General features: G+C 40.7%; 19 protein-coding genes, 3 tRNA genes and 6 pseudogenes. 15 read left to right on the forward strand and 13 right to left on the reverse strand.

Annotation, left to right across the window (positions count from 1 at the left end; all coding sequences use genetic code 11):
- Nucleotides 1-216: 216 nt before the first annotated feature.
- From RS130_RS14815 to RS130_RS14870, 11 genes and pseudogenes are all read right to left on the reverse strand, one after another.
- The gene (locus RS130_RS14815; RefSeq protein WP_316026565.1) at nucleotides 217-921 is read right to left on the reverse strand and encodes a DUF6445 family protein; all 705 of its coding nucleotides are present in this window, start codon (nucleotides 919-921) and stop codon (nucleotides 217-219) included.
- A gap of 139 nt (nucleotides 922-1,060) precedes the next feature.
- The gene (locus tag RS130_RS14820; protein ID WP_316026566.1) at nucleotides 1,061-4,504 is read right to left on the reverse strand and encodes a TonB-dependent receptor; all 3,444 of its coding nucleotides are present in this window, start codon (nucleotides 4,502-4,504) and stop codon (nucleotides 1,061-1,063) included.
- A gap of 266 nt (nucleotides 4,505-4,770) precedes the next feature.
- Nucleotides 4,771-5,379, reverse strand: a complete 609-nt coding sequence (locus RS130_RS14825; RefSeq protein ID WP_316026567.1) for an SMP-30/gluconolactonase/LRE family protein — start codon at nucleotides 5,377-5,379, stop codon at nucleotides 4,771-4,773.
- Nucleotides 5,380-5,393: 14 nt separating this feature from the next.
- Nucleotides 5,394-5,735: an SMP-30/gluconolactonase/LRE family protein gene (locus tag RS130_RS14830; protein ID WP_316026568.1), complete on the reverse strand. Its 342-nt coding sequence runs from the start codon at nucleotides 5,733-5,735 to the stop codon at nucleotides 5,394-5,396.
- 23 nt (nucleotides 5,736-5,758) lie between these two features.
- Nucleotides 5,759-6,805 carry a Gfo/Idh/MocA family protein gene (locus tag RS130_RS14835; RefSeq protein ID WP_316026569.1) on the reverse strand — a complete coding sequence of 349 codons (1,047 nt, stop codon included), beginning with the start codon at nucleotides 6,803-6,805 and terminating at the stop codon, nucleotides 5,759-5,761.
- Nucleotides 6,802-8,021 (reverse strand): annotated as a pseudogene (locus RS130_RS14845) (tripartite tricarboxylate transporter permease). The gene RS130_RS14835 and the pseudogene RS130_RS14845 overlap by 4 nt, the downstream one beginning before the upstream one ends.
- Nucleotides 8,022-8,064: 43 nt before the next feature.
- Nucleotides 8,065-8,310 (reverse strand): annotated as a pseudogene (locus tag RS130_RS14850) (tripartite tricarboxylate transporter permease); the annotation flags it as partial.
- A gap of 2 nt (nucleotides 8,311-8,312) precedes the next feature.
- Nucleotides 8,313-9,098, reverse strand: coding sequence for a hypothetical protein (locus RS130_RS14855; protein ID WP_316026572.1), 786 nt, complete (start codon nucleotides 9,096-9,098; stop codon nucleotides 8,313-8,315).
- Nucleotides 9,099-9,113: 15 nt separating this feature from the next.
- The gene (locus RS130_RS14860; protein ID WP_316026573.1) at nucleotides 9,114-10,115 is read right to left on the reverse strand and encodes a tripartite tricarboxylate transporter substrate binding protein; all 1,002 of its coding nucleotides are present in this window, start codon (nucleotides 10,113-10,115) and stop codon (nucleotides 9,114-9,116) included.
- Nucleotides 10,116-10,141: 26 nt separating this feature from the next.
- Nucleotides 10,142-10,900, reverse strand: coding sequence for an isocitrate/isopropylmalate family dehydrogenase (locus tag RS130_RS14865; protein ID WP_316026574.1), 759 nt, complete (start codon nucleotides 10,898-10,900; stop codon nucleotides 10,142-10,144).
- Nucleotides 10,878-11,189, reverse strand: coding sequence for an isocitrate/isopropylmalate family dehydrogenase (locus tag RS130_RS14870; protein ID WP_316026575.1), 312 nt, complete (start codon nucleotides 11,187-11,189; stop codon nucleotides 10,878-10,880). Before RS130_RS14870 ends, RS130_RS14865 begins: the two co-directional genes overlap by 23 nt.
- A 170-nt stretch (nucleotides 11,190-11,359) precedes the next feature.
- On the opposite strand from RS130_RS14870, the pseudogene otnK reads away from it, so the two are divergent.
- The 4 genes and pseudogenes from otnK (at nucleotide 11,360) to RS130_RS14890 (ending at nucleotide 13,602) form a co-directional block, all read left to right on the forward strand.
- Nucleotides 11,360-12,648: pseudogene (gene otnK, locus RS130_RS14875) on the forward strand (3-oxo-tetronate kinase).
- A complete protein-coding gene (locus tag RS130_RS14880) occupies nucleotides 12,639-13,052 on the forward strand; it encodes a class II aldolase/adducin family protein (protein ID WP_316026576.1) in 414 nt (137 codons plus the stop codon). Before otnK ends, RS130_RS14880 begins: the two are co-directional and overlap by 10 nt.
- A complete protein-coding gene (locus RS130_RS14885) occupies nucleotides 13,042-13,278 on the forward strand; it encodes a class II aldolase/adducin family protein (RefSeq protein ID WP_316026577.1) in 237 nt (78 codons plus the stop codon). Before RS130_RS14880 ends, RS130_RS14885 begins: the two co-directional genes overlap by 11 nt.
- 30 nt (nucleotides 13,279-13,308) lie before the next feature.
- Nucleotides 13,309-13,602 carry a putative quinol monooxygenase gene (locus RS130_RS14890; RefSeq protein WP_316026578.1) on the forward strand — a complete coding sequence of 98 codons (294 nt, stop codon included), beginning with the start codon at nucleotides 13,309-13,311 and terminating at the stop codon, nucleotides 13,600-13,602.
- Nucleotides 13,603-13,687: 85 nt separating this feature from the next.
- Here the strand turns inward: RS130_RS14890 and RS130_RS14895 are convergent.
- A pseudogene (locus RS130_RS14895) lies at nucleotides 13,688-13,825 on the reverse strand (DUF6445 family protein); the annotation flags it as partial.
- A gap of 698 nt (nucleotides 13,826-14,523) precedes the next feature.
- Between RS130_RS14895 and uvrY the strand changes: the two are divergent.
- The 9 genes and pseudogenes from uvrY (at nucleotide 14,524) to RS130_RS14940 (ending at nucleotide 21,421) form a co-directional block, all read left to right on the forward strand.
- On the forward strand, nucleotides 14,524-15,168 hold the full coding sequence (uvrY, locus tag RS130_RS14900) for a UvrY/SirA/GacA family response regulator transcription factor (protein ID WP_316026579.1): 645 nt from the start codon (nucleotides 14,524-14,526) through the stop codon (nucleotides 15,166-15,168).
- A gap of 14 nt (nucleotides 15,169-15,182) precedes the next feature.
- A pseudogene (gene uvrC, locus RS130_RS14905) lies at nucleotides 15,183-17,010 on the forward strand (excinuclease ABC subunit UvrC).
- Between the two features lie 81 nt (nucleotides 17,011-17,091).
- Nucleotides 17,092-17,655, forward strand: a pseudogene (gene pgsA / locus RS130_RS14910) (CDP-diacylglycerol--glycerol-3-phosphate 3-phosphatidyltransferase).
- Nucleotides 17,656-17,847: 192 nt separating this feature from the next.
- Nucleotides 17,848-17,922: transfer RNA gene (locus tag RS130_RS14915), tRNA-Gly, on the forward strand.
- Nucleotides 17,923-17,965: 43 nt separating this feature from the next.
- A tRNA-Cys gene (locus RS130_RS14920) sits at nucleotides 17,966-18,039 on the forward strand.
- Nucleotides 18,040-18,090: 51 nt separating this feature from the next.
- A tRNA-Leu gene (locus RS130_RS14925) sits at nucleotides 18,091-18,177 on the forward strand.
- Between the two features lie 657 nt (nucleotides 18,178-18,834).
- Nucleotides 18,835-19,932 carry a metalloprotease gene (locus tag RS130_RS14930; protein WP_316026580.1) on the forward strand — a complete coding sequence of 366 codons (1,098 nt, stop codon included), beginning with the start codon at nucleotides 18,835-18,837 and terminating at the stop codon, nucleotides 19,930-19,932.
- 373 nt (nucleotides 19,933-20,305) lie between these two features.
- Nucleotides 20,306-20,923, forward strand: coding sequence for a tetratricopeptide repeat protein (locus RS130_RS14935; RefSeq protein ID WP_316026581.1), 618 nt, complete (start codon nucleotides 20,306-20,308; stop codon nucleotides 20,921-20,923).
- A 36-nt stretch (nucleotides 20,924-20,959) separates the two neighbouring features.
- A complete protein-coding gene (locus RS130_RS14940) occupies nucleotides 20,960-21,421 on the forward strand; it encodes a DUF6491 family protein (RefSeq protein WP_316026582.1) in 462 nt (153 codons plus the stop codon).
- A 103-nt stretch (nucleotides 21,422-21,524) separates the two neighbouring features.
- On the opposite strand, the gene rarD is transcribed toward RS130_RS14940, so the two are convergent.
- Nucleotides 21,525-22,418, reverse strand: coding sequence for an EamA family transporter RarD (gene rarD, locus RS130_RS14945; RefSeq protein WP_316026583.1), 894 nt, complete (start codon nucleotides 22,416-22,418; stop codon nucleotides 21,525-21,527).
- 277 nt (nucleotides 22,419-22,695) lie between these two features.
- Between rarD and RS130_RS14950 the strand changes: the two genes are divergently transcribed.
- Both RS130_RS14950 and RS130_RS14955 read left to right on the forward strand, forming a co-directional pair.
- Nucleotides 22,696-24,084, forward strand: coding sequence for an MFS transporter (locus tag RS130_RS14950; protein WP_487369328.1), 1,389 nt, complete (start codon nucleotides 22,696-22,698; stop codon nucleotides 24,082-24,084).
- Nucleotides 24,081-24,845 (forward strand): alpha/beta fold hydrolase, encoded by a 765-nt coding sequence (locus RS130_RS14955; protein ID WP_316026584.1) that lies wholly within the window; start codon nucleotides 24,081-24,083, stop codon nucleotides 24,843-24,845. The genes RS130_RS14950 and RS130_RS14955 overlap by 4 nt, the downstream gene beginning before the upstream one ends.
- Nucleotides 24,846-24,869 lie beyond the last annotated feature (24 nt).

The following is a 24,869-nucleotide window of genomic DNA, read 5'->3' on the forward strand; positions in this document are numbered from 1 at the left end:
TTTGGATCGCAATAACTGAAGCATTATATAACAATGCCGCTTGACTCATTGAAGCGCTGCTATTCGTTTGGGGCAGCTATTTGAACCTATAAGCGCGGCGATATTGTGGTTTGGGGAGTTAGAAATGGGCGCAGTTTATAAAAGGCCCAAGACTGCTTCTTAGGTAAACTTCGCAATTTTATCATTCATTTATGTAGAACAATTCCGGTTAACTATTCAAAAAATAAAAAAGAAGTTAGCCGTTAGTCGCCCTGTTTTAGGATCAGGATTAATATCACGCTCTTTCTTGTCGATATAAGCGCTGTGTAAAAGGTTACCTGGAAAGATAATAAACCGATTTTGTTTGTACTCGATTTTTTCTAGAAGCTCATAATGACCTGTTGATTCCGTAATGTATTTTTTCTCTAAGTGACCTTTGTCATCTATGAAATCTTGAGCTGATTGGAAATACTTGTCGACTACTTCTTCTGAAATCCTCTCATAGCCGGTTGGTTTATGCCGATAAAACCCTGTTCCGCCAAATTCACCGGGATTAAGGTAATGCATTGCAGCATAATAATGGCTGTATAAGTTATCGAAGTGCGGGACAGTATGTACAAATTCTAATTGGTCTTCTGGTAAGGTGACAAGCGAATAATATCCAGCGTGAGGATACAAATCGTTTGAGCGAGGCACTTTATAAACGGCTCTAATCAAATCTGCTATTGATCTTAAAACCGTATTACCGTAGTCAGACCCGATTAATGCCCTGTCTCCTGGATAACGAGCTTCATCGTCAATGTCTCTGCTATAACTACAACTCAAAGCTAAATCAATACACTCTTGATGGTGGGGAGAAAAATCATCTATAACAAGCACTGGCGTTTTTTCTATTCCTATACTCAAAAGCTTTACTTTTCCGCGTAGTTCAAAGTCTTTCATATAAGTCTCTAAAATTAACCTCATTATTGGAATATCACGTTCTCTAACGTAACCTTAATAGCCTTAAACTGTCATAAATAAAAAAACCAATCCATACTTCTACAGATTGGTTTTTAATTTAAAGGAAGTCTATTAATATTTAGAATGTTCCTCGCAGGCCTAGGCGATAAACGGTACCACTAACCCATTCACGTATAGTTCTGGACTTATTCACACTGTCTTCAAGCGCATCGCCTTCAATAACAAAATCACTATCTTTAACATTAGTGTAATACTGACGGTTTTTGCGATTATTGACGTTTACCGCGTTAAAAGTAATAGTAAAATGATCGTTCAGTTTATAAGTACCTGAAATATCTAATTGGCCGCTGCCTTCATTCCATAGTGCGCCGTTAACAAAATTACGGTTGGCTAAAGAATCACTACGGTAGTTATAGGCGAGGCGAATTAGATTGCCGTCTTTTTCCCAGAAAGTCGAAAGATTATAAGTATGTTTAGATACATTCGCCAAAGGCATGGCTTTGAAATCAGCACCCAAGGCTCCAGATTCTGCATTAGTCTTTGAATCAGAATAAGTATAATTAAATGCAGTCCCCAAACCACTCAACCAACCAGGTAAAAAATCATAGTTTTGGTTATAACCAATTTCTATGCCTCTATTAGTGGCACCAGATGCATTTCGAACTTGTTGAACATTAATAATATCGCAATCTTCTGACTCTACTAGTCCGATAGACTGCCAGCGATGGCGACGATTTTCTAAACAATCAATACCACTAGCTTCAAGTTCGTCATGTTTTAAGGACTTATCAGCTGGCTTTTCTATTAATACATCTGTAAAAGATAATTGCGAAAGCTCTTCTGTTGTCATTCCTCTTAAATCTAGCCAATGAGATTGTATCGTTACAGTCTCAGGAATGTTGCTCATTTCCTTATTGTACAAGGCAATAGACAATGCTCCCCCTTCGTTAAAGTACCACTCGTATGATAAATCTATATTTTTAGATTGTAGGTTCTTTAAATTAGGATTTTTTAATGTTGCTCTTGATATGCTTGCTCCCCAAACTGCTTCTGCATAAGAGTTTGTTGGGCGTCTGTCATCTAAATTCGGTCTAGATATGGTTTTACTTGCAGCAAAACGAATGACTGTTTCATCATTTAAACTATAGTTTAACGTCAAGCTTGGTAACCAATTTTCCTCTTCATTCGTCGCCGTGCTGGCATATTTATCAACGACAGGATATCGGTAGTCAAAGTAACGTTGGCTTAATGTCGCGTCACGACCAAAGTCATAATCTTCATGAAAACACATTTGATCAGCTAGCGGTGACCATTTACCGTTAGCATCTAAGCCTCCAGCTGGTCTTACTAAGCCATCTTCATCGTATATTTGATCGTCTGTACATGCGGGTAACGAACTGTCTTGTCCTATTCTAACTAATTCCCGATTTGTCACATTAGGTATTTGAAAATTTACACCAGAATAGCCAATGGACTCTACTGCCGATTTCACATAACGCAGACCAAAGTTACCGGTTAAATCGTCATCTAATAGAGTGAAGTTTGTTTTAACGTAGGCCGCTTTATTTTCTGGACTTATAAAACGAGAATTACCTAAGTCAGTAGCTCTTACGACATCCCTTGTTCCAAATATCGCTAATAACGCTTTATCCGGGTCAACGGTATACCAGCCATCGGTGATATTTGTTCTTGGGTAGCCAAGGTCTGCTAAGAAACTATCACCATAAGGTGTGACGCCATTTGTGACTTCATCTACACGTACACTACCGACACTAAACTCTGTTTCAATGTTAACCGGTCTATTAGCTGGAACGTCATTAAAAAAGTGACGTTGGTTGAAAATATCTTTATCTTGCTTTTGATACTTAGCCCCAAATTCTAAAAACGTAATAGGACCAAAATCTACAAACCAATCAAAATCCAGATACACAGACTGTTGCTTGTCGTACATGTTTCTGTCACGGGTATATCCCTGTGCTAACGTCATTGACTGTATATCATCTGGGTTATAGCCGGTATAAATGGTGTTATCCATATTGGGTTCATTTGATAGTTCACCATTTACGGTAGTATATCTGTGGCCCGTCTGTGTATGTGGATATTGCGCTAGGTCATCGAAACCTAGATACGGATGTCCCGCAGGGTGGTCAGCGTTATTTGTAAAGTTTTCTGTGGTTAAATCTGGTCCATATTCCACAATTCCACTACCGTTAATCACGTTACAAACACCAGTCCTACAATCATAACCTACTGGTTGAAGTTGATCGTGGGGCAACGACTCCAGTAAATCTATTGGTACATGTTGAGCGTTTCCAGTCGAAATATAAGCATAATGGTCGTCGGTAGCTTTTGTTTTAGAGTAACCATATCTAAAATCCATTTTTAAATTATCAGTGAAGTTATGAGTTAGTTCTAAATTATAAATTCTGTTCTCTGTATTAATTCCAGAGTATTCACCTATAGTTCGCCCACGAGCCATTCTATCTAATTTTTGAATAAACATTTGGCTAGTTGGATCGTAAACCAACCAAGGATTACTGGCATCGGTTAGTTTTTCGATGTCGTAATCGTAATAAGGTCCCAAATAAGGAAGTATGGATAAGGTATTATCATTGGTTTCACGATACTGATCAGACATGGTCACGTTAAAATTTAACTCAGTGTCATCTGTCACTAACCACTGTATTGACGCTGTCAAACCATCACGTTCTAAATTATTCTGGAAAAGTTTGTAGCCATTTTGCGAATTTACATAACCTTGGATAGGATCCCCAATAATATTTCCGTCACTGTCAACCGAATTAATGGGCTCACCAGTTGATGCATCAATAGCATTAGGAGCGGTAAATTTTTCTAAGTTGTTAGTGAAAAACATATCACGACGAGCAGCTTGAGTTTCACTAAAAGCTGTAATATATATTCCTAAAGTGTTATCAAGTAATTTTGTAGAGTAGGAGCCTGAGAGTTTATAGTCATTTTCTCCAACATAGTCGTCATAACGACCTTGGATTTCAAAAACTTTTCTATCTTCTGTTGAGTTAAGTGGCCTAAAAGTTTTTAGCTGGACAGTCGCACCTAAACTACCTTCATCCTGATCGGCGGAAGATGTTTTAAACACCTCTATTGAATTCAATATATCAGATGAAAAGGCACTTAAATCTACAGCTTGGTTTTCGGTATTACCGGTTAGTATTACACCATTGAGTGTTATGTTGTTTAGGTTTGGGCCCGCCCCTCGAACTGTAACTGTTGTTCCTTCGGTCGCGCCAGCACCTTCACCCCGTTGAATAGATACACCGGTTACACGCTGAAGTGCTTCACCAATATCTTGGTCCGCAGACTTACCTATGTCTTCTGCAAAGATAGAGTCGGTTATAGAGTCGGCTGTGCGTTTATTATTGAGTGATTTGAGTAGGCTGCCTTTAAACCCCGTTACTTCAATTACTTCGACTTCATCCTCATTATCGGTATTTTCTTGAGCTATGGCTAAGTTTGCACTGCTTCCCAACAGCATTGGCATCATGGCCAGCGCTATTGGTTTTAATCTAAATTTATTTTTCATAATTATTCCGTGCATTTGTTGATGAATGTGTATTTTTGTATATGCACTATCTATAGTAGTCCTTTGTAAATTAATTGTAAATATTATTTGGTCATCTGTTTTAATTTAAATGTATTATGTTGACAATTTTAATGAAGGATATTCTACTCAATAAGAATTATAAAATACCTTATCTATCTCGGTCGTTTAAGGTGTGTTTTATCAAAAATGTAAGGTGATTTGTTAGGTTAATGCAGTTTAAAGATGTCGAAATGTTTAGCTAGAGATTAAAAATTCCAATGGGAAGGTTTCACACCTGAAAACTGTATTTTAATTGTGGGGATGGAAGTGCCAAGTAGACAGCCGAGAGCGATTTGTGACATATCATTGCCATAAAATGCTAAAGAGCTGATGTTTTTCAATTTTTGGCTTTTGACATTATCCAGATGAGGGCGGCCCATTGCATGAATTTTGTAAGCTTCCTCAACCCAATCTAAATGTCTTGTATCGTTATCTTCAAGAATAGTTTGGTATTGTCCGGTGTTGGGGTTAACGCGTAATACAGTATTGCTAACAATACTGGTGACCCACAAAAAACCTTGGGTATCCATAGTTAAGCCATCGGGAAATATACCTTTGCCGTAGGTGGCCACTATTTTTCTCTTAGTTAGCTGATTGTCGTCTGTGATATTAAAGCTCAGTGTTTCTCTGGTAAAAGTCGCGTTGACATAAAGTGTTCGGCCGTCTTCAGTGACGTAGACTTCGTTGGTATAGCCGATGTTATCAGCGACAATTCTGGCTTGGCCGTTTTCAATTAATGCTATATAACCATCCTTAATATCAGAACGATAGCCCTTGGCTCTAGGCACTTGTGTGGTACTGACTGTTAACCACAATCGACCTTGGTGATCTAGGTAAATAAAATTGCAAGGGGCAGGGGCGCACCTTCTATATGTGTTACATAAGGCGAAACTTCGCCATTTAGTGTTAGTCGGTATATCCCGCCTGTTTCATCTCCTAGGTGGGCAATTAAAAAGTCGCCATTAGCTAACAAAGCAATACCATTGGGTTTGAGTTGTGGGCAACTGTCTATGGCTTGACCAATTATTAATTGTTGGCTGCCATCGGGATAGATCTTGCACACACCACCTCTAAAGTCAGCAGTATAAAAATACCCCGAGGCTGTGGCCAATACACATTCTGGACGGACTAAATCTTGGCCGAAAAAGTCAATTTTAGATAGAGATAGCATAATAGGCATCTTACTCAATTTAATTAGGTTGTTTGCGACTGAAGAGGTATTTTTCGTGCTTCAAAGGATGATTGATAGACTGCTTCTTCTAACCTAATGTTTGCTAAGTACTCTTTGCCGGTATTTTCTATCGGCTGTGCAGTTAAATAATGCTGCAGAATATGTTCGATAGTATTGAAAACGCAGTCACCACCAAAGTTTTGATCGTTCCACTGGTAGGCTAACTCAGATGCTTTGTGCTCGGTAAAACCTCTGAGCCAAATCCGCGCTTCGCCATCTAAGCTTAATTCACCCTTGGTGCCTGATATTTTCATCTCGCCCATTGTGCGCCTAGGGTTAGTTGTGGCGTGATCTAGTAATCTGTTTCCATCAAATATGGCGCGCATATTGTTGCCAAAATCAAACAAAATAATCCCCGCATCTTCGCCTTGAATATTATCGTTACAGCGTCTTAAGTCGGCATAAACAGACTTAGGCTCGCCAAATAAGTAGCGGAACGTATCAATAAAATGGATGGCGGTTTCATGCACTAAAAACTTAGGCATATGTTGAAAATAGGGTTGGCGTGACAAATAAGCTTCAGGTCCTTGTCCGTCTCCAGTACGTAGTCTAAATTCTGCATTTAGTACGTCACCTAACGACCCGCTATCTAACACTTGTTTAATTTTTCGATACCAAGGCATAAAGCGAAAGTTCTCGTGCACAATGAGTTTAATACCCGCTTCTTCAGCTATTTTGACCATTTGTTTGGCCACTTCCAAGGTTTCGCCAAATGGTTTTTGGCAAATCACATCAATACCTAATCTCGCAGCGATTTTTACCGCAGTTAAATGGGTGGCTGGAGGGGTAATAATATCTACTAGATCTGGCTTAGTGAGCATTAGTAGACTCTCTAAGTTGTCGCAACTATGGGGGATGGCGTATTTTTCGGCAAATTCATCCGCCGCTTTTTTGGTTCTATTACAGACACCAACAATATTTACATTGCTTAGCCTTGACCACGCATCGTAATGAAATTGACTAAAATAACCGGTACCTGAGCAGACTACCTTTAAAGACTGTTTACTCATTTTTTGTTCCTTTTGGGGAGTAGACGTTTACACCATGTAAATTGTGCACATATGAATAGCAGCATGACGACGACTAAAATAACCGCCACGGGACGTTCAAACATAGGAATAAAGCTCCCTTCGCTTAATAGTAGGGCTCGACGTAAACTTTCATCCGCCATACCACCAAGTACTAAACCGATAACTAAAGGAGAAATGGGAAACTTCATTTCTCCTAAAACAAAGGCAATGATGCCAATAGGCACCATTAAATATAGGCTAAACATGTTCAGATTTAAGGCATAAGCGCCCAATATACATAATACTGCCACCACTGGAATAAATAGGGCGGGGGTAACTGCAATACTTTTAACACTTGCTTAGCCATGAGTAAGCCGTTGGCCCACATAGCGAATGAAGCGAGTACCATAATAGCGGTTACTTCCAGTAAAAAATTAGGGTGATCAATTTCGATACTTGGACCTGGTGTAATGCCATGCAGGAGTAACGCGCCAAGTAACATAGCTGCAGGTGGACTGCCGGGGATGCCAAGGGTTAATAAAGGGATGAGTGCGCCACCTACACAGGCATTATTAGCCGTTTCTGAAGAGACTATGCCAATTTCTGAGCCTTTGCCAAATTCGGCTTGTTGGGTATCGGTGCTGGTTTTCTTGGCCGTTGAATAAGATACCCAACCTGCTATATCTTCTCCAACACCTAAGACCGCCCCCACACCTACGCCAATAGTGGCTGAGCGAAATATATGCTTGATATTACGTTTAATGGCACTAAATTCAGGTAGTATATTGCCTGTAAAAGCAGCAGGGGAAGATTGATCCGTCGTCGTTAACGCTCTTATTACTTGGGGAATACCAAACGCGCCAATTAATACAGGGACTATTTCTAAGCCACTGTCCAATTGGGGTTGGTCGAAGGTATAGCGAGGAAAGAACTGTAAAGCGTCCCGGCCAATAGTGGCCAAAAATAGCCCCAGTAAGCCCATGATCCAGCCTTTTATAACCAGATCAGGTGAGGTCAAACTGCCACTTAGCACTATGCCTAATAACGCCAATAAGAAAAACTCCCAAGAGGTAAATTGTAAGGCAAGACTGGCTATCAGTGGCGAAAGTGTCACTAAAAATAATAAACCAATGATGGTACCGATAAATGATGCGGTGGTAGTAAGACCTAGCGCTTTTCCAGCCTTTCCTTTTAAGGTTAATGGGTAACCATCCATTGCGGTAGCAGCTGCGGCAGGCGTGCCAAGTAATATTAATCAAAATCGCCGGATACGAGCCACCATAAATCGCGCCAACATATAAACCTAAAAGTGCTAGCAAAGCGGTATCTGCGCCCAAGCCATAAGTTAGGGCTGTTAATAATGCCACACCTAAAGTGGCAGTTAATCCCGGCATCGCGCCAAATATAATGCCTAAAAAACTTGCTACAAATAAAATAACGAGATTGGAAGGTGTACTAACCAAATTAACTAAAATACTAAAAAATTGTGAAAACTGTTCAAGCACAACTATATCCCTAATTGTTGGTAGACTAACCAGTTAAGAAAACTGATAACTGTGCCATATTCCACTGGCATAGGGACATAAAGTAAAAAGCTAAAGATCATGACCAATACTAATGGCACAAACAACACGGCTATTAAGTGGTACAAGACTTTGGTTTTTTGTTGTGCAAACCCAGTGTTTAATTGCCAAGTTAACAAAATAAATAAAGTTAGGGCCACGAAAATATCACAGTACAAAATACTATTTTCTAGATCATTGATATCCAAAAGAGAAACAGTTGAATCTTCATTTAACACTAATCGTGTGATAACTAAAACTAGCGTCAGCAACATATTCAGCGTGACTACCCATTTTCTGCTATGGGCCAGTTGTAAGTAAAATATACTGGTTAGTGACGCCACAAATACGGTCGTGGCCAAGTAAAAGTCAGTTGACGGAACTAATACATACACGAACTCAATCAACAAACCTATAATTAACCATCTGTCGAGTACCAACTGATTTGTGTGATCCCCTAACCAATGTCCTACACTAAAAAAGTGTCTTGTACCATTTTGTCTTACCGCACTAATCAGCAGTACTGTACAACACAAAAATAGAGCCGCTAGTAACAGCAAGGGGAACAGAGCAGGGGAAACATACCATTGATTTTCAACTCCGCCGTAGTTTCCTGACATGGGAAATGACAGAGTTAATGTGAGTAAATAGGCCAAAATTAATAGCAGCACCACCGCAAACTTAAAGTCGTACTGCCTATTTTTAGCTGTGTTAGCGTCGTGTTCCGTCATATTATTGATACTTGCTTAGTTGGGTTTAGCGATATTGAACTTAGCAGGCGATATTTTATTCGCCCCTAAATCATCTAATGCCCAAGTAAATATCGACTCTAAACGGCTAAACTCATGTTCAGCAGGTTTGCCCGACATACCCGACAATTGATAGTGATTTTGTTTTGCCCATAGTTGAACTTTGCTCGATTTCATCGCTTTGTCGAACGCGGCAGTTAAAGCCGAAAGAACGTCTTTAGGGGCTTTTTTGTTTACCGCAAAACCTATCGCTTGGCTTAGAGGTAACCGCTTAGCTAAAGCAGGATAGGCAATAAAAGCGCTGCTAATTTCAGCTACGCCATCTAAGGTATAATTATCAGGATGCAGCATCGCGAGGGCGCGCAACCTCTTTCCACGCAATAAGGGAGCTTGCTCTGCCATAGACGTAATGACAAAATCCACTTCTTTAGTTATTGTTGCTGTTTGGGAAGGTGCAGAACCAGGGTAAGGAATATATTTAAACTTCACTCCCGTCGCTTTTTCTAATTCTAATAAGTAAATATGATGAATACCGCCCATTCCGCCAGCGGCTGCTTTGAGAGAAGTTCCCTTCGCTGCATTGACTAAATCCTCTAAGGTTTTGAAGGGCGAATCATAAGGAACCGAAATGACGTCTGGGGAACTACCTACAATAAAGGGAGACCACACATCAAATTTCTCTGTCCATCCGCCATTTACCGCCGCCACAACATTCGAGCTAGAAATACCGACTAGGTTGTAGCCATCAGGGCGTTTTCTGAGGACGGTGTTCATACCAATTGACCCCGCCACCCCGCCAGTTTTATTTACCACATTAATGCGAACATCTAACTCTTTGGCCATTTCAGCCATTAACATACGGTTAATTGAATCGGTGCCACCACCGGCAGACCAAACGACAGTGTTTGTAATTGGACGAACGGGGTAGGGGCGTTTAGCATGGGTTTGCAATGCGATAACGCATAGTATAAAACTTAACAGGTAGGCGATTTTGTTCATTGTTGTTCCCTATTTTGAACTGAAATTTATAACTTAGCGAGTTCGGAAAATACTTTATCACTGATCACTTGAGTACCTGAATTGCCACCCAATTCGTAAGGCAACAGTTCTTTGCTTGCGTATGCATTTTCCACCGCTTGGTTGATTAAATCGCTAGCTTTGATTAAGTGTTGGTTATTGTGTTGATGGCCCAACCAATTTAGCATCATGGCGGCTGACAAAAACATTGCGGTTGGGTTGGCTTTACCTTGGCCGATGATGTCTGGGGCAGTGCCATGGCAGGGTTGAAATACGGCTTTTTCAAAACCAATATCAGCAGATGGCGCCATGCCCATCCCTCCCATCAATCCTGCGCCTAGGTCAGATAATATATCGCCGAACATATTTTCAGTTACCAACACGTCGAACTGCCAAGGTTTAGCAACGAGCTGTAACGCCGCAGCATCAACATAAATATGCTGGGCCTCTATTTCGCTATGGTTTTTGGCTGTTTCATCGAACACTTGGCGCATAAAGTAAAAAGAGCCCAACACGTTTGCTTTGTCTACACAGGTAACCTTGCCTTGATGACCTTGGGCTTTTCTCTGTTTAGCCAAATTAAAGGCAAAATCGAATACTCTTTTACAACCTTGATAGCTAATTTTCTGCGTGTCGTAGGCTGCAGCTGACTCACCTTCACCTTCAATTTTAAAGGTTTCACGACTGGCGAATAGGCCTTCTGTGCTTTCTCTTATCAACACAAAGTCAAGGTTTTGAGCCGCCTCAGAGGTTAATGGAAGTGGCAAACCTTAGCATGGTTTTTACTGGACGTACACCAGCAAATAAGTCCATTTTCTCCCGCAGTTCTAATTGTGGAGCGATTTCTCGCCCATCGGGATATCGAATACTGGGTAGTCCCATACAGGCGAGTAATGTGGCATCACTGTTAAACGCATGTTGCATGGCTTCTTCAGGTAAAGAGATGCCTGTTTCTTTATAATGAGTTGCACCGGCAGCAAAAATAGAAAAGTGTAATTCTATTTGCCCCACCTTTTTGCTCACTTCGTTTAGAAGTGTTAAGCAGATATCCGTCACCTCATGCCCAATGCCATCACTAAGGCAGAACCGTGATTGTAAAATTTGTTTTTGTCATAGTCTCTCTATTCTTTTATCTACTTTTATAGTTTAATTGTCATATAATAACTTTGATAAATGTAAATATAAAGTATAAGAATTGCTAATGCTATACCTATATTAGGAAAAGAATGAATAACAAATTGGTTTTAAAACCGTGGTTGGGTTGTATTGCAGACGACTACACCGGAGCGACTGACTTAGCCAGCTTTTTAGTCGCCAGTGGATTAAAAACAATCCAGCTCAATGGTCTACCTGATGAAAAATTGAATGTTGACTTATCTCAGTTTGATGCCGTAGTGATTGCCCTGAAGTCTCGCACCTGCTCGGTGAGTGAGGCTGTAACTAGTAGTGTAAAAAGTGCTAAGTATTTAATTGATCAAGGTTGCAGAAAGTTTCTTTTTAAATACTGCTCTACATTTGATTCAACATCAGAAGGGAATATTGGTCCTGTTATAGATGCGTTAATGCAAACGTTTCAAGTCAATAGTACCGTGGTTTGCCCAGCTTTGCCGGTAAATGGTCGCACGGTTTATAATGGTTATTTATTTGTTAACGGCCAGTTATTAAGTGAAAGCCCTATGAAAGACCATCCATTAACGCCTATGGTCGATCCGCAACTTAAACGAGTATTGGGGCGCCAAGCCAAAGGTTCAGCCAAAGTAATAAATGTCGATATTATCGAGCAGGGTAAAGAGGTTCTTCAGGTAGCATTGGCGAAAGCCGCTGAGAATAATGAGTATTTGATTTTAGATGCATTAAATACCGAACATTTACTGACTATTTGCCATAGTGTAGCTGAGTTCAAATTCATCACTGGGGGCTCGGGATTAGCCACTGATTTAGCCCATGAATATCAGAATTTAGGCGGAACGCTTAAGCAGCAAACGTTCGTAGAGGCAATAAGTGCGCAAGAGGTCGTCATATTCAGTGGCAGTTGTTCAGCCATGACTCAATCCCAGGTTGCTGAATATCAACGGCAACATCCTTCCTTGCGACTTGACCCGATAGAGATCGCGAAAGGTCAACAAAATATTGAAAGCGTTTGCCAGTGGATGTTAGCCAATCGTAATGCTTCACCGCTTATATACGCTGGCGCTGATCCGCAAAGTATTACCCATGTCCATTCGACATTAGGCAAAGAGGCGGCAGCAGAACTTATTGAACAGTTTTTCTGTCAATTAGCGGTAATAGCCAAACAACAAAATATAAGAAATATAATAGTCGCGGGGGAGAAACCTCAGGTGCTGTGGTAAACGCTCTGGGAATTGACCGCTTTGAAATTGGTGAAAGTATTGTACCTAGTGTACCTATAGTCACCACTGTCGAAGAACAGCCAATACATTTAGTGCTAAAGTCGGGTAATTTTGGCCAAGTGGATTTTTTTCAAAAAGCAAAGGAGAAGTTAACATGTTCTTGAGTGAACAATGTGCTAAGCAGCAAATAGTCATGTTTGCCAAGTCAATTTTTGAGCGTGGTTTAACGTCGGGTGCTTCTGCCAATATGAGTGTAAGAATTGAAGACGCTTGGGTGATGACACCCACGAATACATGTTTTGGTTTTTTGAAAGCTGATGAATTGTCAGTGGTAGCGTTAGATGGCTCTTTAATGTCTGGATTACCGCCCTCCAAAGAGTTCAGGTTGCACAAAGCCATGTACGACAAAAGGCCAAATGACAGGTGTATCATACATTTGCATTCTACTTATGCAACGGCGTTATCTTGCTTGCCTGCGGCCAATAATTCTAATGTTGTACCAACTTATACGCCCTATCTGACTATGCGCTTAGGGCCAATTGCAATGGTGCCTTACTTTGCGCCTTAGTGATGATGCGTTAGCGGCTGCCGTCGCAGAAGTGGCTGCGCAGCACTCAGGGATCATCATGGCAAACCATGGACCTATTGTTTCTGCCGATACGGTAGAGTCTTGTGTATATGGCATGGAAGAATTAGAGGAAAGCTGCAAATTAGCCATATTATTGAAAGATTTAGAAGCTAATAAATTAAACAAAGCGCAAATAGAATTGTTAACTAGCCGCTTTAAAAAATAATACAATATACAACTTAAATAGGAATGCTGTATGTACGTCGTCACAGTGAAATTTGATATTAAGCCTAATTTTTTAACTGATTTTACCGGTTTAGTATTGAAACAAGCCAATGATTCAATGCAACTAGAAAATAACTGCCTTCGATTTGATGTGGCTTATGCTGAGCATGATCAAAATCAAATTTATCTGTACGAGATATATCTGAGCAAACAAGATTTTGACTTGCATTTACAAAGTGAGCATTTTAGGACCTTCTCAAATAATGTCAGTCATATGCTAGTAGGCAAACAAGTAGAGTGTTTTGTATCTATGCAGATTAAATAAAGTCTACTATCAATAAGTCACTTTTTTACATTCTAAAATAGACAATCCACAAGCGCATTGCTTGTCTATGTTATCCCCATAACGCCTATTTTTTTATTGTGGCCGAGAGAAAAATATTCGCGGTTAAACGACCTTTTTCGGGGCTTAAATTAATGTTTCTTTGTGGATCTTCTATCAATGCGGTATGTAAAATGGAAGTAGGGTATATAACCAGTCTATTGGGTAGATAATCTACAACTTAAAGTTGTCATAAAATTTTGACATTTTACAGCAAGGTAGCGAGCTTTTTACTTTAAACGTGAATGTTATTTCTCAATTATAAACTTGGTATCAATCACTCAGTGGGTAATCATGGCCCTGTTGGTTGCTTGTAATTTTTCTTTTGTGGTCAAGTGCATTAATTGTCACCTTATTAAACATTTTTCATTGCTATTTTGCCTGATGCGGCTGTGCCTAGAATGTAAAAATTGACTTGAGGCATAATTGAATTCTATTAATTCGTTATGGATTTGCTTTTTTATGCCAATTTATGTTCAAAATTTATACATTTGGCAGTGTTTTGCTTTGGCTTTTTAAATTAATGATTTATGCTGACCCTATTATAGACGTTAGTGCAAAAATTCATCTATGAAACTGCTAAAACGAAAAAATAGTGAGAGAGCTAAAAAAACTCAAGTTGTATTTACACCCATTGGTTGCCGCTGTGGTGGTGAACCTAATAAACCTAAACGGATCGAAAACTGTAAGGACCGCTGGGTAATTAGTTGTAATGTTAAGCGCTGTTATGCATATAACATAGGGCAAGGATTAGCTGATACTATCCAAGGGTGGAATAGGCTTAGCCAACATTTTTACCGTTAAATATCGGGCATCGCTCCCGTACTGTTTGCTTAACTAGAATAACAATTAAAAGGCTGTATTTTGATAAAACTACTTTTAGTAGATGATCACGAGTTGGTTCGTACAGGCATAAGACGAATACTTGAAGACGTAGCAGATTTTGATGTAGTAGGAGAGGCAATTAATGGTGAAGACGCCGTTAAATTTTGTCGAAATAACGCACCAGACCTAGTACTAATGGATATGAGTATGCCGGGAATGGGAGGCATAGAAGCCACTAAACAAATCTTACGATTTTCTGAAGATACACGGGTCATTGTGCTCTCGGTGCATAAAGAAAACCCTATTCCCGCCAAAGTAATGCAAATGGGCGCTTTTGGTTACTTAACCAAAGACTCTGACCCGCAAGAAATGATCAAAGCTATTTATAAGGTTGGCTCGGGTCAAAAATATGTGTCACCAGACATTGCCCAGCAAATTGCCTTAGGCCAACTTAACTTACAAGACGGTAATCCATTTGAGAGCTTGTCAGATCGAGAGTTGGAAATCACCATGATGTTGACCAAAGGAGCTAAGGTGCCCGACATTGCAGTTAGCCTAAATATTAGTGCAAAAACTGTGAATACTTATCGATATCGGATGTTTGAAAAACTCAATGTGAGCACCGATGTCGAACTAACTCATTTAGCTTTACGACATAAATTGATTCAATCAGAACAGCTGTAATAACGTGTGGGATTATGAGTACCTCTGAACCTTTTGACCACCATGCGTTTTTAAAACATCTAACTAGTCAACCTGATGTGTACCGAATGTACAGCCAAAACAAAGATGTTATATATGTGGGCAAAGCCAAAAACTTGAAAAAGCGGGTTTCTAGCTACTTCCGCGAAAAAGTCGACAGCGCTAAAACACGCACCCTAGTCAAGCAAATAGCGGATATGGACGTAACGGTCGTCCACAGTGAGACCGAAGCTTTTATTCTCGAAAATAATTTTATAAAAAAATATAAGCCTAGATACAACGTATTGCTTAGAGACGACAAAGGCTACCCTTTTATATTTTTGTCTGAACATGCCCATCCTAGATTGAGTAACCATCGAGGACCAAAGAAATTCAAAGGTGAGTACTTTGGTCCTTACCCTAGTGCGTGGGCAGTGCGTGAAAGTTTGAATACTATGCAAAAGCTATTTCCTATTCGACAATGCGAAGATAGTTACTATCGAGCACGCACAAGACCCTGCTTGCAATATCAGTTACAACGTTGTTCAGCTCCATGTGTTAAAGGTTTAGTAAGCGACGAGGAATACAACCAGCAAGTTGAATTAGCCAGATTATTTTTAAAGGGCAAGAATAAACAAGTCATTGATTCATTGATCAGTAAAATGGAACAAGCCAGTACCGAACTAAAGTTTGAAGCGGCGGCACGCTATCGTGACCAAATTGGTGCATTGAATAAAGTACAAGAACAAACTTGGGTCAGTGGTAATCAGCAAGAAATGGATGTCTTTGGTTTTGCCTATCGAAATGGTATTGCTTGTATTCAAGGCTTGTTTATTCGCGATAACAAATTACTGGGTAGCAAGAGTTTTTATCCAAAAGTCCCTAACGATTCTAGTGCCGAAGAAGTGTTTCAATCCTTTATTTTGCAGTTCTATTTGGCTGGCAATAAAGTGATCCCCCAACAGGTGGTGATCCCTTGTACGATAGATGAACAAGACTCTATTGAAGCTCTACTTAGCGCAGAAGCTGGACGAAAAATACAGTTTTTCAAAGGGGTAAGAGATGAAAAACGCAGGTACCTAGATCTTGCAAATACCAACGCAAATACGGCCTTAGAGGCCAAACAAAACCATCAGAAATCAGTGTTTGCTCGTTACATTGAACTGGAAAAAATTCTGCAATGTGAACAGCCAATACAACGAATGGAATGTTTTGACATCAGCCATACGTCGGGTCAACAGACGGTAGCTTCTTGCGTGGTATTTAATAGGGAAGGGCCTTACAAAACCGATTATCGTAAATTCAATATTGAAGGTATTACACCGGGTGATGATTATGCCGCCATGGCACAAGCATTAGCCAGACGATATAAAGACGTAAAGGATCAAACAAAAATTCCGGATATTTTATTTATTGATGGAGGAAAGGGGCAATTAACCCAAGCAGAAGAGTATTTTGCCAATTGGAAACACCCTAAAAAACCGTTGTTAATTGGCGTAGCAAAAGGTAGTAGCAGAAAAGCGGGGCTCGAAACCCTAATTTTAGCAGGTAGTCGCGCCACCATCCCTATGCAATCAGACAACGGGGCATTGCATTTAATTCAGCATATTCGAGATGAGTCCCACAGGTTTGCCATAACGGGGCATAGACAAAGGCGGCAAAAAGAAAAAAATACCTCTAAGTTACAATCTATTCCGGGAGTTGGCGCCAAACGACGTCAAAGCCTACTAAAATATATGGGAGGTTTACATGGTGTATTGCAGGCCAGCAAAGATGAAATCGCTAAAGTGCTAAGGCATCAGTACTGATCTAGCCGAAACAATTTATGAACATATTCACAATTGAGCTTTGAAAAATGCCAAGCTTGTGGGTTAATAGTGAAAAGTTATCTTTAAAAATATAATAGAAAAATACTGAGACGTGTAGATGTGGACAATCCCTAATATTATTACCATGGTCAGAGTATTGCTGATCCCAGTGTTTGTTGTTGTGTATTTTTTAGAATGGAAATGGGCACACTAGGCCGCCGCCTTTATCTTTTGGTTCGCAGCTGTGACAGACTGGTTTGACGGCTATCTGGCTAGAAAACTTAATCAAACAACAGCCTTCGGTGCTTTTCTTGATCCAGTGGCCGATAAACTCATAGTTGCTGCCGCCTTGTTATTAATTACCCATAACTATGCAAGCCTATGGATTACCATCCCTGCGGTGCTATTAATGTTTAGAGAAATTTATATTTCTGCACTTCGAGAATGGATGGGGCAACAAGGCAAACAAAATTTAGTGAAAGTAAATTTCACTGGCAAAGCAAAAACCATGGCGCAAATGTTGGCATTGATTGGTTTATTGTCAGAACTCGAATATTTTATGGGAGTTCCCATTTATTGGGTGTCGTTAGGTTATGGATTATTATATTTTTCAGCTATTTTGTCCTTTTGGTCAATGGTCGAGTACACATTAGCCGCATGGAAAGATCAAAAGAAGGCCTAATATATTGCTCACAAAAAAATCAAATTGTCTGTTTTTAGCGCTTTCGGTTTAAAATTCAGCCAGTCAGTTAAAAAAGATACTTTTTGTTGTTGACTCTTCTGATTCTGGATGTAGAATGCCCCCACAGTTTGAGGAGAGCAAGACGAAACGCAAATAACGTTAGTCTATATCAACAAGAAAACTTAGTAAGAAGCGGGAATAGCTCAGTGGTAGAGCACAACCTTGCCAAGGTTGGGGTCGCGAGTTCGAATCTCGTTTCCCGCTCCAAATTTTGTAATTCAAAGCAATTTTGTTTTATAAATAAAGCGAAGGCGGAATGGCAGAATGGCTATGCAGCGGATTGCAAATCCGTGGATCTCGGTTCGACTCCGGGTTCCGCCTCCATAAACGCTTTAGCAATACCAGCTTGGCTGTTGCAGCAAGTATCCCCCCGATGCCCGGGTGGTGAAATTGGTAGACACAAGGGATTTAAAATCCCTCGTTCGTAAGGACGTGCCGGTTCAAGTCCGGCCCCGGGCACCATTTATACATTCAAGTCTTGAAGATCTATTCGTACCAAATATTGTATTTAATACGAGGCAACTGGCCGTACTTAAACCGACGCTGCGCGCATGGTTCAGGTGTTCACAACATCCATGTTGTTCATCAGCTTCGCAGACCAGCTAAAGCTGTCAAATATTGTTCCAGACAATATTTTCCGGCCCCGGGCACCATTTATACATTCAAGTCTTGAAGATCTATTCGTACCAAATATTGTATTTAATACGAGGCAACTGACCGTACTTAAACCGACGTTGCGCGCATGGTTCAGGTGTTCACAACATCCATGTTGTTCATCTGCTTCGCAGACCAGCTAAAGCTGTCAAATATTGTTCCAGACAATATTTTCCGGCCCCGGGCACCATTTATACATTCAAGTCTTGAAGATCTATTCGTACCAAATATTGTATTTAATACGAGGCAACTGGCCGTACTTAAACCGACGCTGCGCGCATGGCTCAGGTGTTCACAACATCCATGTTGTTCATCTGCTTCGCAGACCAGCTAAAGCTGTTAAATACTATTCAAGTATTAATCCTTAGACAAATTCAAAATTTATTTTCGATACCCCTTGTTCCATTGAAAAATGTAGTGATAATCGCCCTAGGTTTTTAGCTTGATGTTAAGTGAGTTTTTACAGTGCAGTTATTAGAAGTAGAGTGTTTAGGTAAAACGCTTAAGTTAGAAGGTTCGATGGCGGGGTGGCAGCAGCTTATTTGGGGCGAGCAGTGTGTGTCACAGATTGATGCCACAGCCAGTGTTAATAATAGTGATGGCAGTGGCAGTTTTACCCATCAATTTTTATTGCAAAGTGAACAGGGCGAAGTTGCAGTGACGTTAACTGGTGTGTTGCGGTGGCAGCCTTTTGAACTGCAATATAAGCTGTTAGTAAATAATGACTTGGTTGATGAAAACAAGCTTGTTGAAAAAGACATTGAGCAAAGGCAAGTAGAACAAAACCAACAGCAACCGATTAAATTTAGTTTGATTGGGATGGCTGGACTTGCGGTAAAGCTGTTCAAAAGTGCCAAGGTCATTAAAGTGTTGTTTGCTGCAGGTAGTTTGGCTGCGTATAGCTGGTTGTTTTCGATTGAGTTCGCTATAGCGTTAATCCTCTGTTTGGTGTTTCACGAATATGGGCATATTAAAGCAATGAAGTACTTTGGTTTAAAAACCAAAGGCATATACCTTATCCCCTTTGTGGGTGGGTTAGCGCTTAGTGATGAGAAAATTAACACACGTTGGCAAGATATTGTTATTTCCATTATGGGACCGTTTTTTGGCTTGATACTATCGGTAGCTTGTTTAGTGGGATACTGGCTTACCAATTTAGAAATACTGGCTGGTTTAGCGGTTTTCAACGCCTTGTTGAATTTATTTAATATGTTACCGGTATTACCCCTAGATGGTGGCCATGTACTAAAAAGTATCGCTTTCTCTATTAATTCTCGGGTGGGGCTCATTGCTTGTGCGTTGGGCGCCGCTCTAGGTGTGTTTATTAGTTATCAGTTTGGTTTAGCCTTGTTAGGTTTTTTGCTCGCTATAGGTAGCGTGGAAATTTTCTTTGAATACAAGCGAAGGCACTTAAGTGATTTACTGCCCCTTAATCCTTATGCACAAATTGTATCCATTATTTGGTATGTGCTAACTATTGGTGGCTTAAGCGCCATTATATGGTTGGTAGGGCAAACCGATAATGACGCCTTGTCGTTACCTTTAAAGATATTGAATAGTTAACCTGGATCCTGGATAAACCGAACGTCTTGATAACGCACTTTTTGTATCAAGCGGCGATGGATTGTTTAGCGATAACAGGTTATTACTTACAACAATCCGCCTAGCTATACACGAAAAATTTCGTAAGCGAGTAACATTTAACTCAGGTTAGTTATAGCTGGTTATGCGTTGCCTAAAGACTTGCTTAAAGGGGAAATGTTTAGTTTGGAGGGACGTAATTGTTATCAGTACACCGTTGTGTAACCGGATCATGAAAGCTGAGCATGGCGCTGGATGCTTTTTCTACTATCGTGTAATTCCATTGATTTTGGGTATATAATCCGTTGGAATTTTCATTTTACGCTTAGCAATATAAGCATAGGAATACCAAAGCATGAGAAAAAAGTTTATTACCGCGTTGATCTTAGTTTGTATTAGTTCTTCAGCCAATGCAGATTTTGAGAAAGGCCTAGTGGCTTATGCTGCAAATGATATTCCATTAGCCTTTGAAGAATTTAGTTCTGCGGCTGAAGACGGAGATCCTAATGCACAGTTTAATTTGGGCTTAATGCATGAGCAAGGTTTGGGTACCCAGAAAAATGATGAAAAGGCATTAGTCTGGTATAAAAAATCTGCAACACTAGGCAACATGTTTGCGCAGTACAATGTTGGGGTTTTTTATGAAAATGGTAAAGGTACAGAAGTGGATTTTGCGCAAGCTAACGCATGGTATCGAAAAGCCGTACTGCAAGGTGATGGCTTAGCCACAGGCAATTTGGGTATGTTGTACCTAAGAGGTGATGGGGTTGCTGAAAATAAACAAGCTGCGTTAGCGTTACTGATCATGTCTACTTCGTTAGATAGCTCAGCAGAGAATGTCGCTAAACGAAACATTTCGCTGATCAGAGGCTTAACACCTGCTATGGTCACGGCCGCGCAAACACTGTCAAACGAAATGATAGACTCTACAACGCCACTGACTGTTTTAGACAACTTTTTAGCAAAGCCCTAAGGTATTTCATGAGGGCGTAAAACCGATGGGGTGTTGATGAATAAGGTCATTTTATGTTTGGTTTCGTCAGTTGGTTTGACAGGCTTTGGCTGTTCTACGTTGAATATGCAAATGCCTAGTTATGATGAATTGCTCTTAGCCCAAACCAAACAAAGTGGCAGAGCATGTATTCGTCAACGTGATATTCGTGGTTTTGGAATGTTAGACGACAAGGTTATCAGTATTAATGGCGGCAAAAATCACTACTACATCGCGACCACTCTCTATCAATGTCACTCACTACACGCTAGTTTTTCGGTTGGTTTTGAAAGTCAATTTTCAGAATTTTGCAGTGGCAATAGTAGCCAAATCATCACTTCTGAAGAGTCTTGTCCAATAAAAAGTATTTACAAGTTTAGTTCAAGAAAAGAGGCTTTTGCCGCTTTCGAACAAGCTGAGAATAAGCGCAAAGCGCTAAAACGTAAAGCAGAGAAGGCAGCGCAGGCCGAGTACGACTAACCTTTTTACTTGGTACCTTTTACCAAGGCCTGCCTGCAACGCCCTCTTGGTGATTGGTTGAAATGCATTCTTACCGGTGTCTAACTCGGCGTCTTGGCAACTGCTAATTGGCTCCTTTCATTCGGCGGTAATGACGCCATGAGTCCCACGAAAAAATAGCCAAAGCTGCCCACACAAAAGCGAAGAGTATGACCTTTTCTTGTTGAAGTGGCTCGTTGAATACTAACACCGCAAGTACAAACATAATCGACGGGCCAATGTATTGGAAGAATCCTAGGGTAGAATATTGAATTCGTTTTGCCGCAGAGGTAAAGCATAACAGAGGAGCGGTTGTGATGATCCCTGCGCAGATCAGCAGAATATTGAGAGACATTGAGTTGCTCAGTAAGTTGCTAGTATCTCCTGCAAACACAAGCCAGTAGTACACCGCGACAGGCAGCATTAGTAGACTTTCGATAAATAAACCGGGAAATGAGCCGACCGGAACTTTTTTGCGAATGAGACCATACACACCAAAAGTAGAGGCCAATAATAAGGACACCCATGGAATATGTCCATACGAAATTACCAACATACCTACGCCAATTAGGGCCAATATCACGGCCAGCTTTTGCATTTTTCTTAACGTTTCTCCTAAGAATGCGCGGCCTAAAAATACATTGAGTAATGGGTTGATGTAATAGCCAAGGCTTGCGTCTAATAAGTGGTCGTTGTTAATTGCCCATATAAATACGTACCAGTTCGCGGCTAACAGAAAACCTGTTACTGATAATATTTTCAAAATGTTTGTATCTTGCAAGGCGCGCATTACATGTGAGCTTTGCTTTGTTAACAGAATCAAGCCAAATAGCACGATCACCGACCAGATGACCCTATGCATAAGAATTTCAGCGGCTGGCACCCCATGCAATAATTTGAAGTAAATAGGGGCAACCCCCCACATAGTGTAGGCGGCAATGGCCAGTAAAATACCGACTGCAGTTCGGTTGGATGACAATATAGCTTCCTTTTCAAATGTTAGGTTGATGGCAATGGTGGGCGTGCAAGTTGCAGGGTGACGACATTGCGTAGCAAATTTTCGTCGAGAGTTTATCATTTACTTGTGCTAACAACAGTGGTTAGCATACAAAATATGAAACAATTTACCCCAGAATTGTTGTATACAAATTGCGTTGCTTCTATATGATCTGCTTCTAACTTGTTATACAAAAGTACGCTTTGTTTTGCCTAAATCTGCTGTTGATAAATCTACCACTGAAGAGCACCCATCGGGAATCAGCCCGAACGAAAAAAATGTCATTGCTAAGTTTGCGCTGATCATTGTTTGTTTGGGCTCTATCATTGGACCGTTAGGTATGGCGTCGGTGAATGTTGCGATTCCAGACCTTGCTGCAGACTTACACGCTAACGCTAAAATGGTGTCTTGGTTGCCTACGCTGTTTATTCTAAGCAGTGTCGTGTTTATGTTACCGGCTGGTAAGTTAGCCGATAATTATGGACGCAAGAGCGTGTACGCCAGTGGCTTAGCACTAAATGCCTTTGCATCATTTATGTGTGCTTTAGGTGACAGCATTGAATGGGTACTGTTTTGGCGGTTCGTGCAGGGCGGGGCTTCATCAATGATTTTTGCTACCGGCATTGCCATTATTACCTCAGTGACACCTGCTGCCAAACGAGGAGCAGCTTTGGGTATTGCCTCGGCTTGTATTTATGTTGGACTGACTATTGCTCCCGCAGTGGGAGGTTGGTTAACGGAATTATGGGGGTGGCGAGCGGTATTTTTGTTTCAGGTGCCATTAGTGGTCGCACTACTGACGTTGATAGCACTGCGTTTAACCGGCGAATGGAAAAATCAACATAAGACTAGATTTGACTGGTGGGGGACGGGCATCTTTGCTTTGTTTGCAAGCTCGTTAGTTTATGGTTTAAGTGTGCTCCCTACTTTGCTTGGAGTGGTGATGTTGGCATTATCGGCTGGCAGTTTGAGCTTGTTTGTGCTTCATCAAAGTCGCAGTCGACGGCCGTTAATTCGGGTTCAAATGTTTCGTGATAATCGGGTTTTTTCTTTGTCACTGTGTACCTCTTTATTGATGTACGCCAGTAATTTTCCGTTGGTGTTTTTGATGAGTCTGTATTTGCAATACGTTAAAGGATTGAGTCCATTACATGCTGGGCAGGTTATTTTAGTGCAAGCTTTATCTATGGCCATTATGGCGCCTATAGCGGGTAAATTGGCCGACAAAGTACAAGCTAGGTTAATTGCTACTTTAGGCTGCGTCATTGTTGCCTGTGGGTTACTAGTACTTAGCCAAATAAGTATTCAAACGAGTATGGGTTATATTGTGACATCGTTGTTGTTGATTGGATTTGGGTTTGGTTTGTTTTCTACGCCCAACAACAATGCGATTATGGGAGCGGTGCAACAACATGAAGTGGGAGTAGCATCGGCTACGTTAAACTTGTCCCGCACCATAGGTAATTTGTTCGGTATGAGCTTAGTCAATCTAATGGTGCACTATTATTTGGGGGATGCCCAGTTTACCGCTGAGCAACCCCCAGCCCTTGTGCATACCTTTGAAATAGCATTATTAATGTCACTTACTTTTGTTGCAATCGCCTGTGTGACGTCGACACTACGTGGCAGAGCTGGAAATAAAATATGAAAAAAATACAATTTGCACATGCTAACGGATTTCCCGCTCGCTGTTACGAGTACTTTTTTAGCTTATTGGAGAATGTAGAAGTAGATTTTATTAACACCATGGGACATGCCGGCTATTCAGGCAAACAAAACTTAACGTTTTTACGAGACGAATTGATTGACTACATTGTTCAGAACAACGCTCAGCCAGTAATTGGTATGGGCCATTCAGCTGGGGCGTCCGCTACCTTGTTAGCCGCTGCCGAGCGGCCCGAGTTGTTTGAAGAAGTGATTTTAATTGACCCTGTTGCGCTTGGAAGCCACAAACGATTTATCATTAAACTCAGCCAAATGCTAGGATTATGGGAAAGGTTTAGCCCTGCTAAAAAGACCAGAAGACGACGCTACCAATTTACCGACCAGCAACAGGCATTTAGTTATTACCAGCAAAAATTGTTATTTAAGCACTTTCATAAACATAGTTATCAAAGTTACATCAATCATGGATTGAAACCTGCTGGTGACAATGTTGAGCTGACATTTTCTCGACAAGTGGAAGCGGATATCTTTCGCCATGCTGTGACTCGACTACCCAAAGACTTATCTAAGGTGAAAGGTACGATTATCTATGCTAAGCATAGCAATGTGTTTGGTCCTTCGGATGCTAAATGGTGGCAGAAAAAACACCCCCATTTCAATTTACTATGTTTTGATGGTTATCATTTGTTCCCCTTAGAACAACCCGAAAAAGCGGCGCAACAAATAAATCAATTACTCACATAAAAGGCAATACCCTCGCTAACAAAG

This window comes from Paraglaciecola aquimarina (genome assembly GCF_032464635.1).
Taxonomy (GTDB): Bacteria; Pseudomonadota; Gammaproteobacteria; order Enterobacterales; family Alteromonadaceae; genus Paraglaciecola; species Paraglaciecola aquimarina.

Bases quoted from the DNA above. Each gene is read 5' to 3' on its own strand.
- RS130_RS14935 (WP_316026581.1), top strand. From the start codon at position 20,306: ATGAGAAAAAAGTTTATTACCGCGTTGATCTTAGTTTGTATTAGTTCT.
- RS130_RS14955 (WP_316026584.1), top strand. From the start codon at position 24,081: ATGAAAAAAATACAATTTGCACATGCTAACGGATTTCCCGCTCGCTGT.
- RS130_RS14940 (WP_316026582.1), top strand. From the start codon at position 20,960: ATGAATAAGGTCATTTTATGTTTGGTTTCGTCAGTTGGTTTGACAGGC.
- RS130_RS14815 (WP_316026565.1), bottom strand. From the start codon at position 921: ATGAAAGACTTTGAACTACGCGGAAAAGTAAAGCTTTTGAGTATAGGA.
- RS130_RS14820 (WP_316026566.1), bottom strand. From the start codon at position 4,504: ATGAAAAATAAATTTAGATTAAAACCAATAGCGCTGGCCATGATGCCA.
- RS130_RS14855 (WP_316026572.1), bottom strand. From the start codon at position 9,098: ATGACGGAACACGACGCTAACACAGCTAAAAATAGGCAGTACGACTTT.
- RS130_RS14830 (WP_316026568.1), bottom strand. From the start codon at position 5,735: ATGCTATCTCTATCTAAAATTGACTTTTTCGGCCAAGATTTAGTCCGT.
- RS130_RS14860 (WP_316026573.1), bottom strand. From the start codon at position 10,115: ATGAACAAAATCGCCTACCTGTTAAGTTTTATACTATGCGTTATCGCA.
- RS130_RS14880 (WP_316026576.1), top strand. From the start codon at position 12,639: ATGTTCTTGAGTGAACAATGTGCTAAGCAGCAAATAGTCATGTTTGCC.
- RS130_RS14835 (WP_316026569.1), bottom strand. From the start codon at position 6,805: ATGAGTAAACAGTCTTTAAAGGTAGTCTGCTCAGGTACCGGTTATTTT.
- RS130_RS14890 (WP_316026578.1), top strand. From the start codon at position 13,309: ATGTACGTCGTCACAGTGAAATTTGATATTAAGCCTAATTTTTTAACT.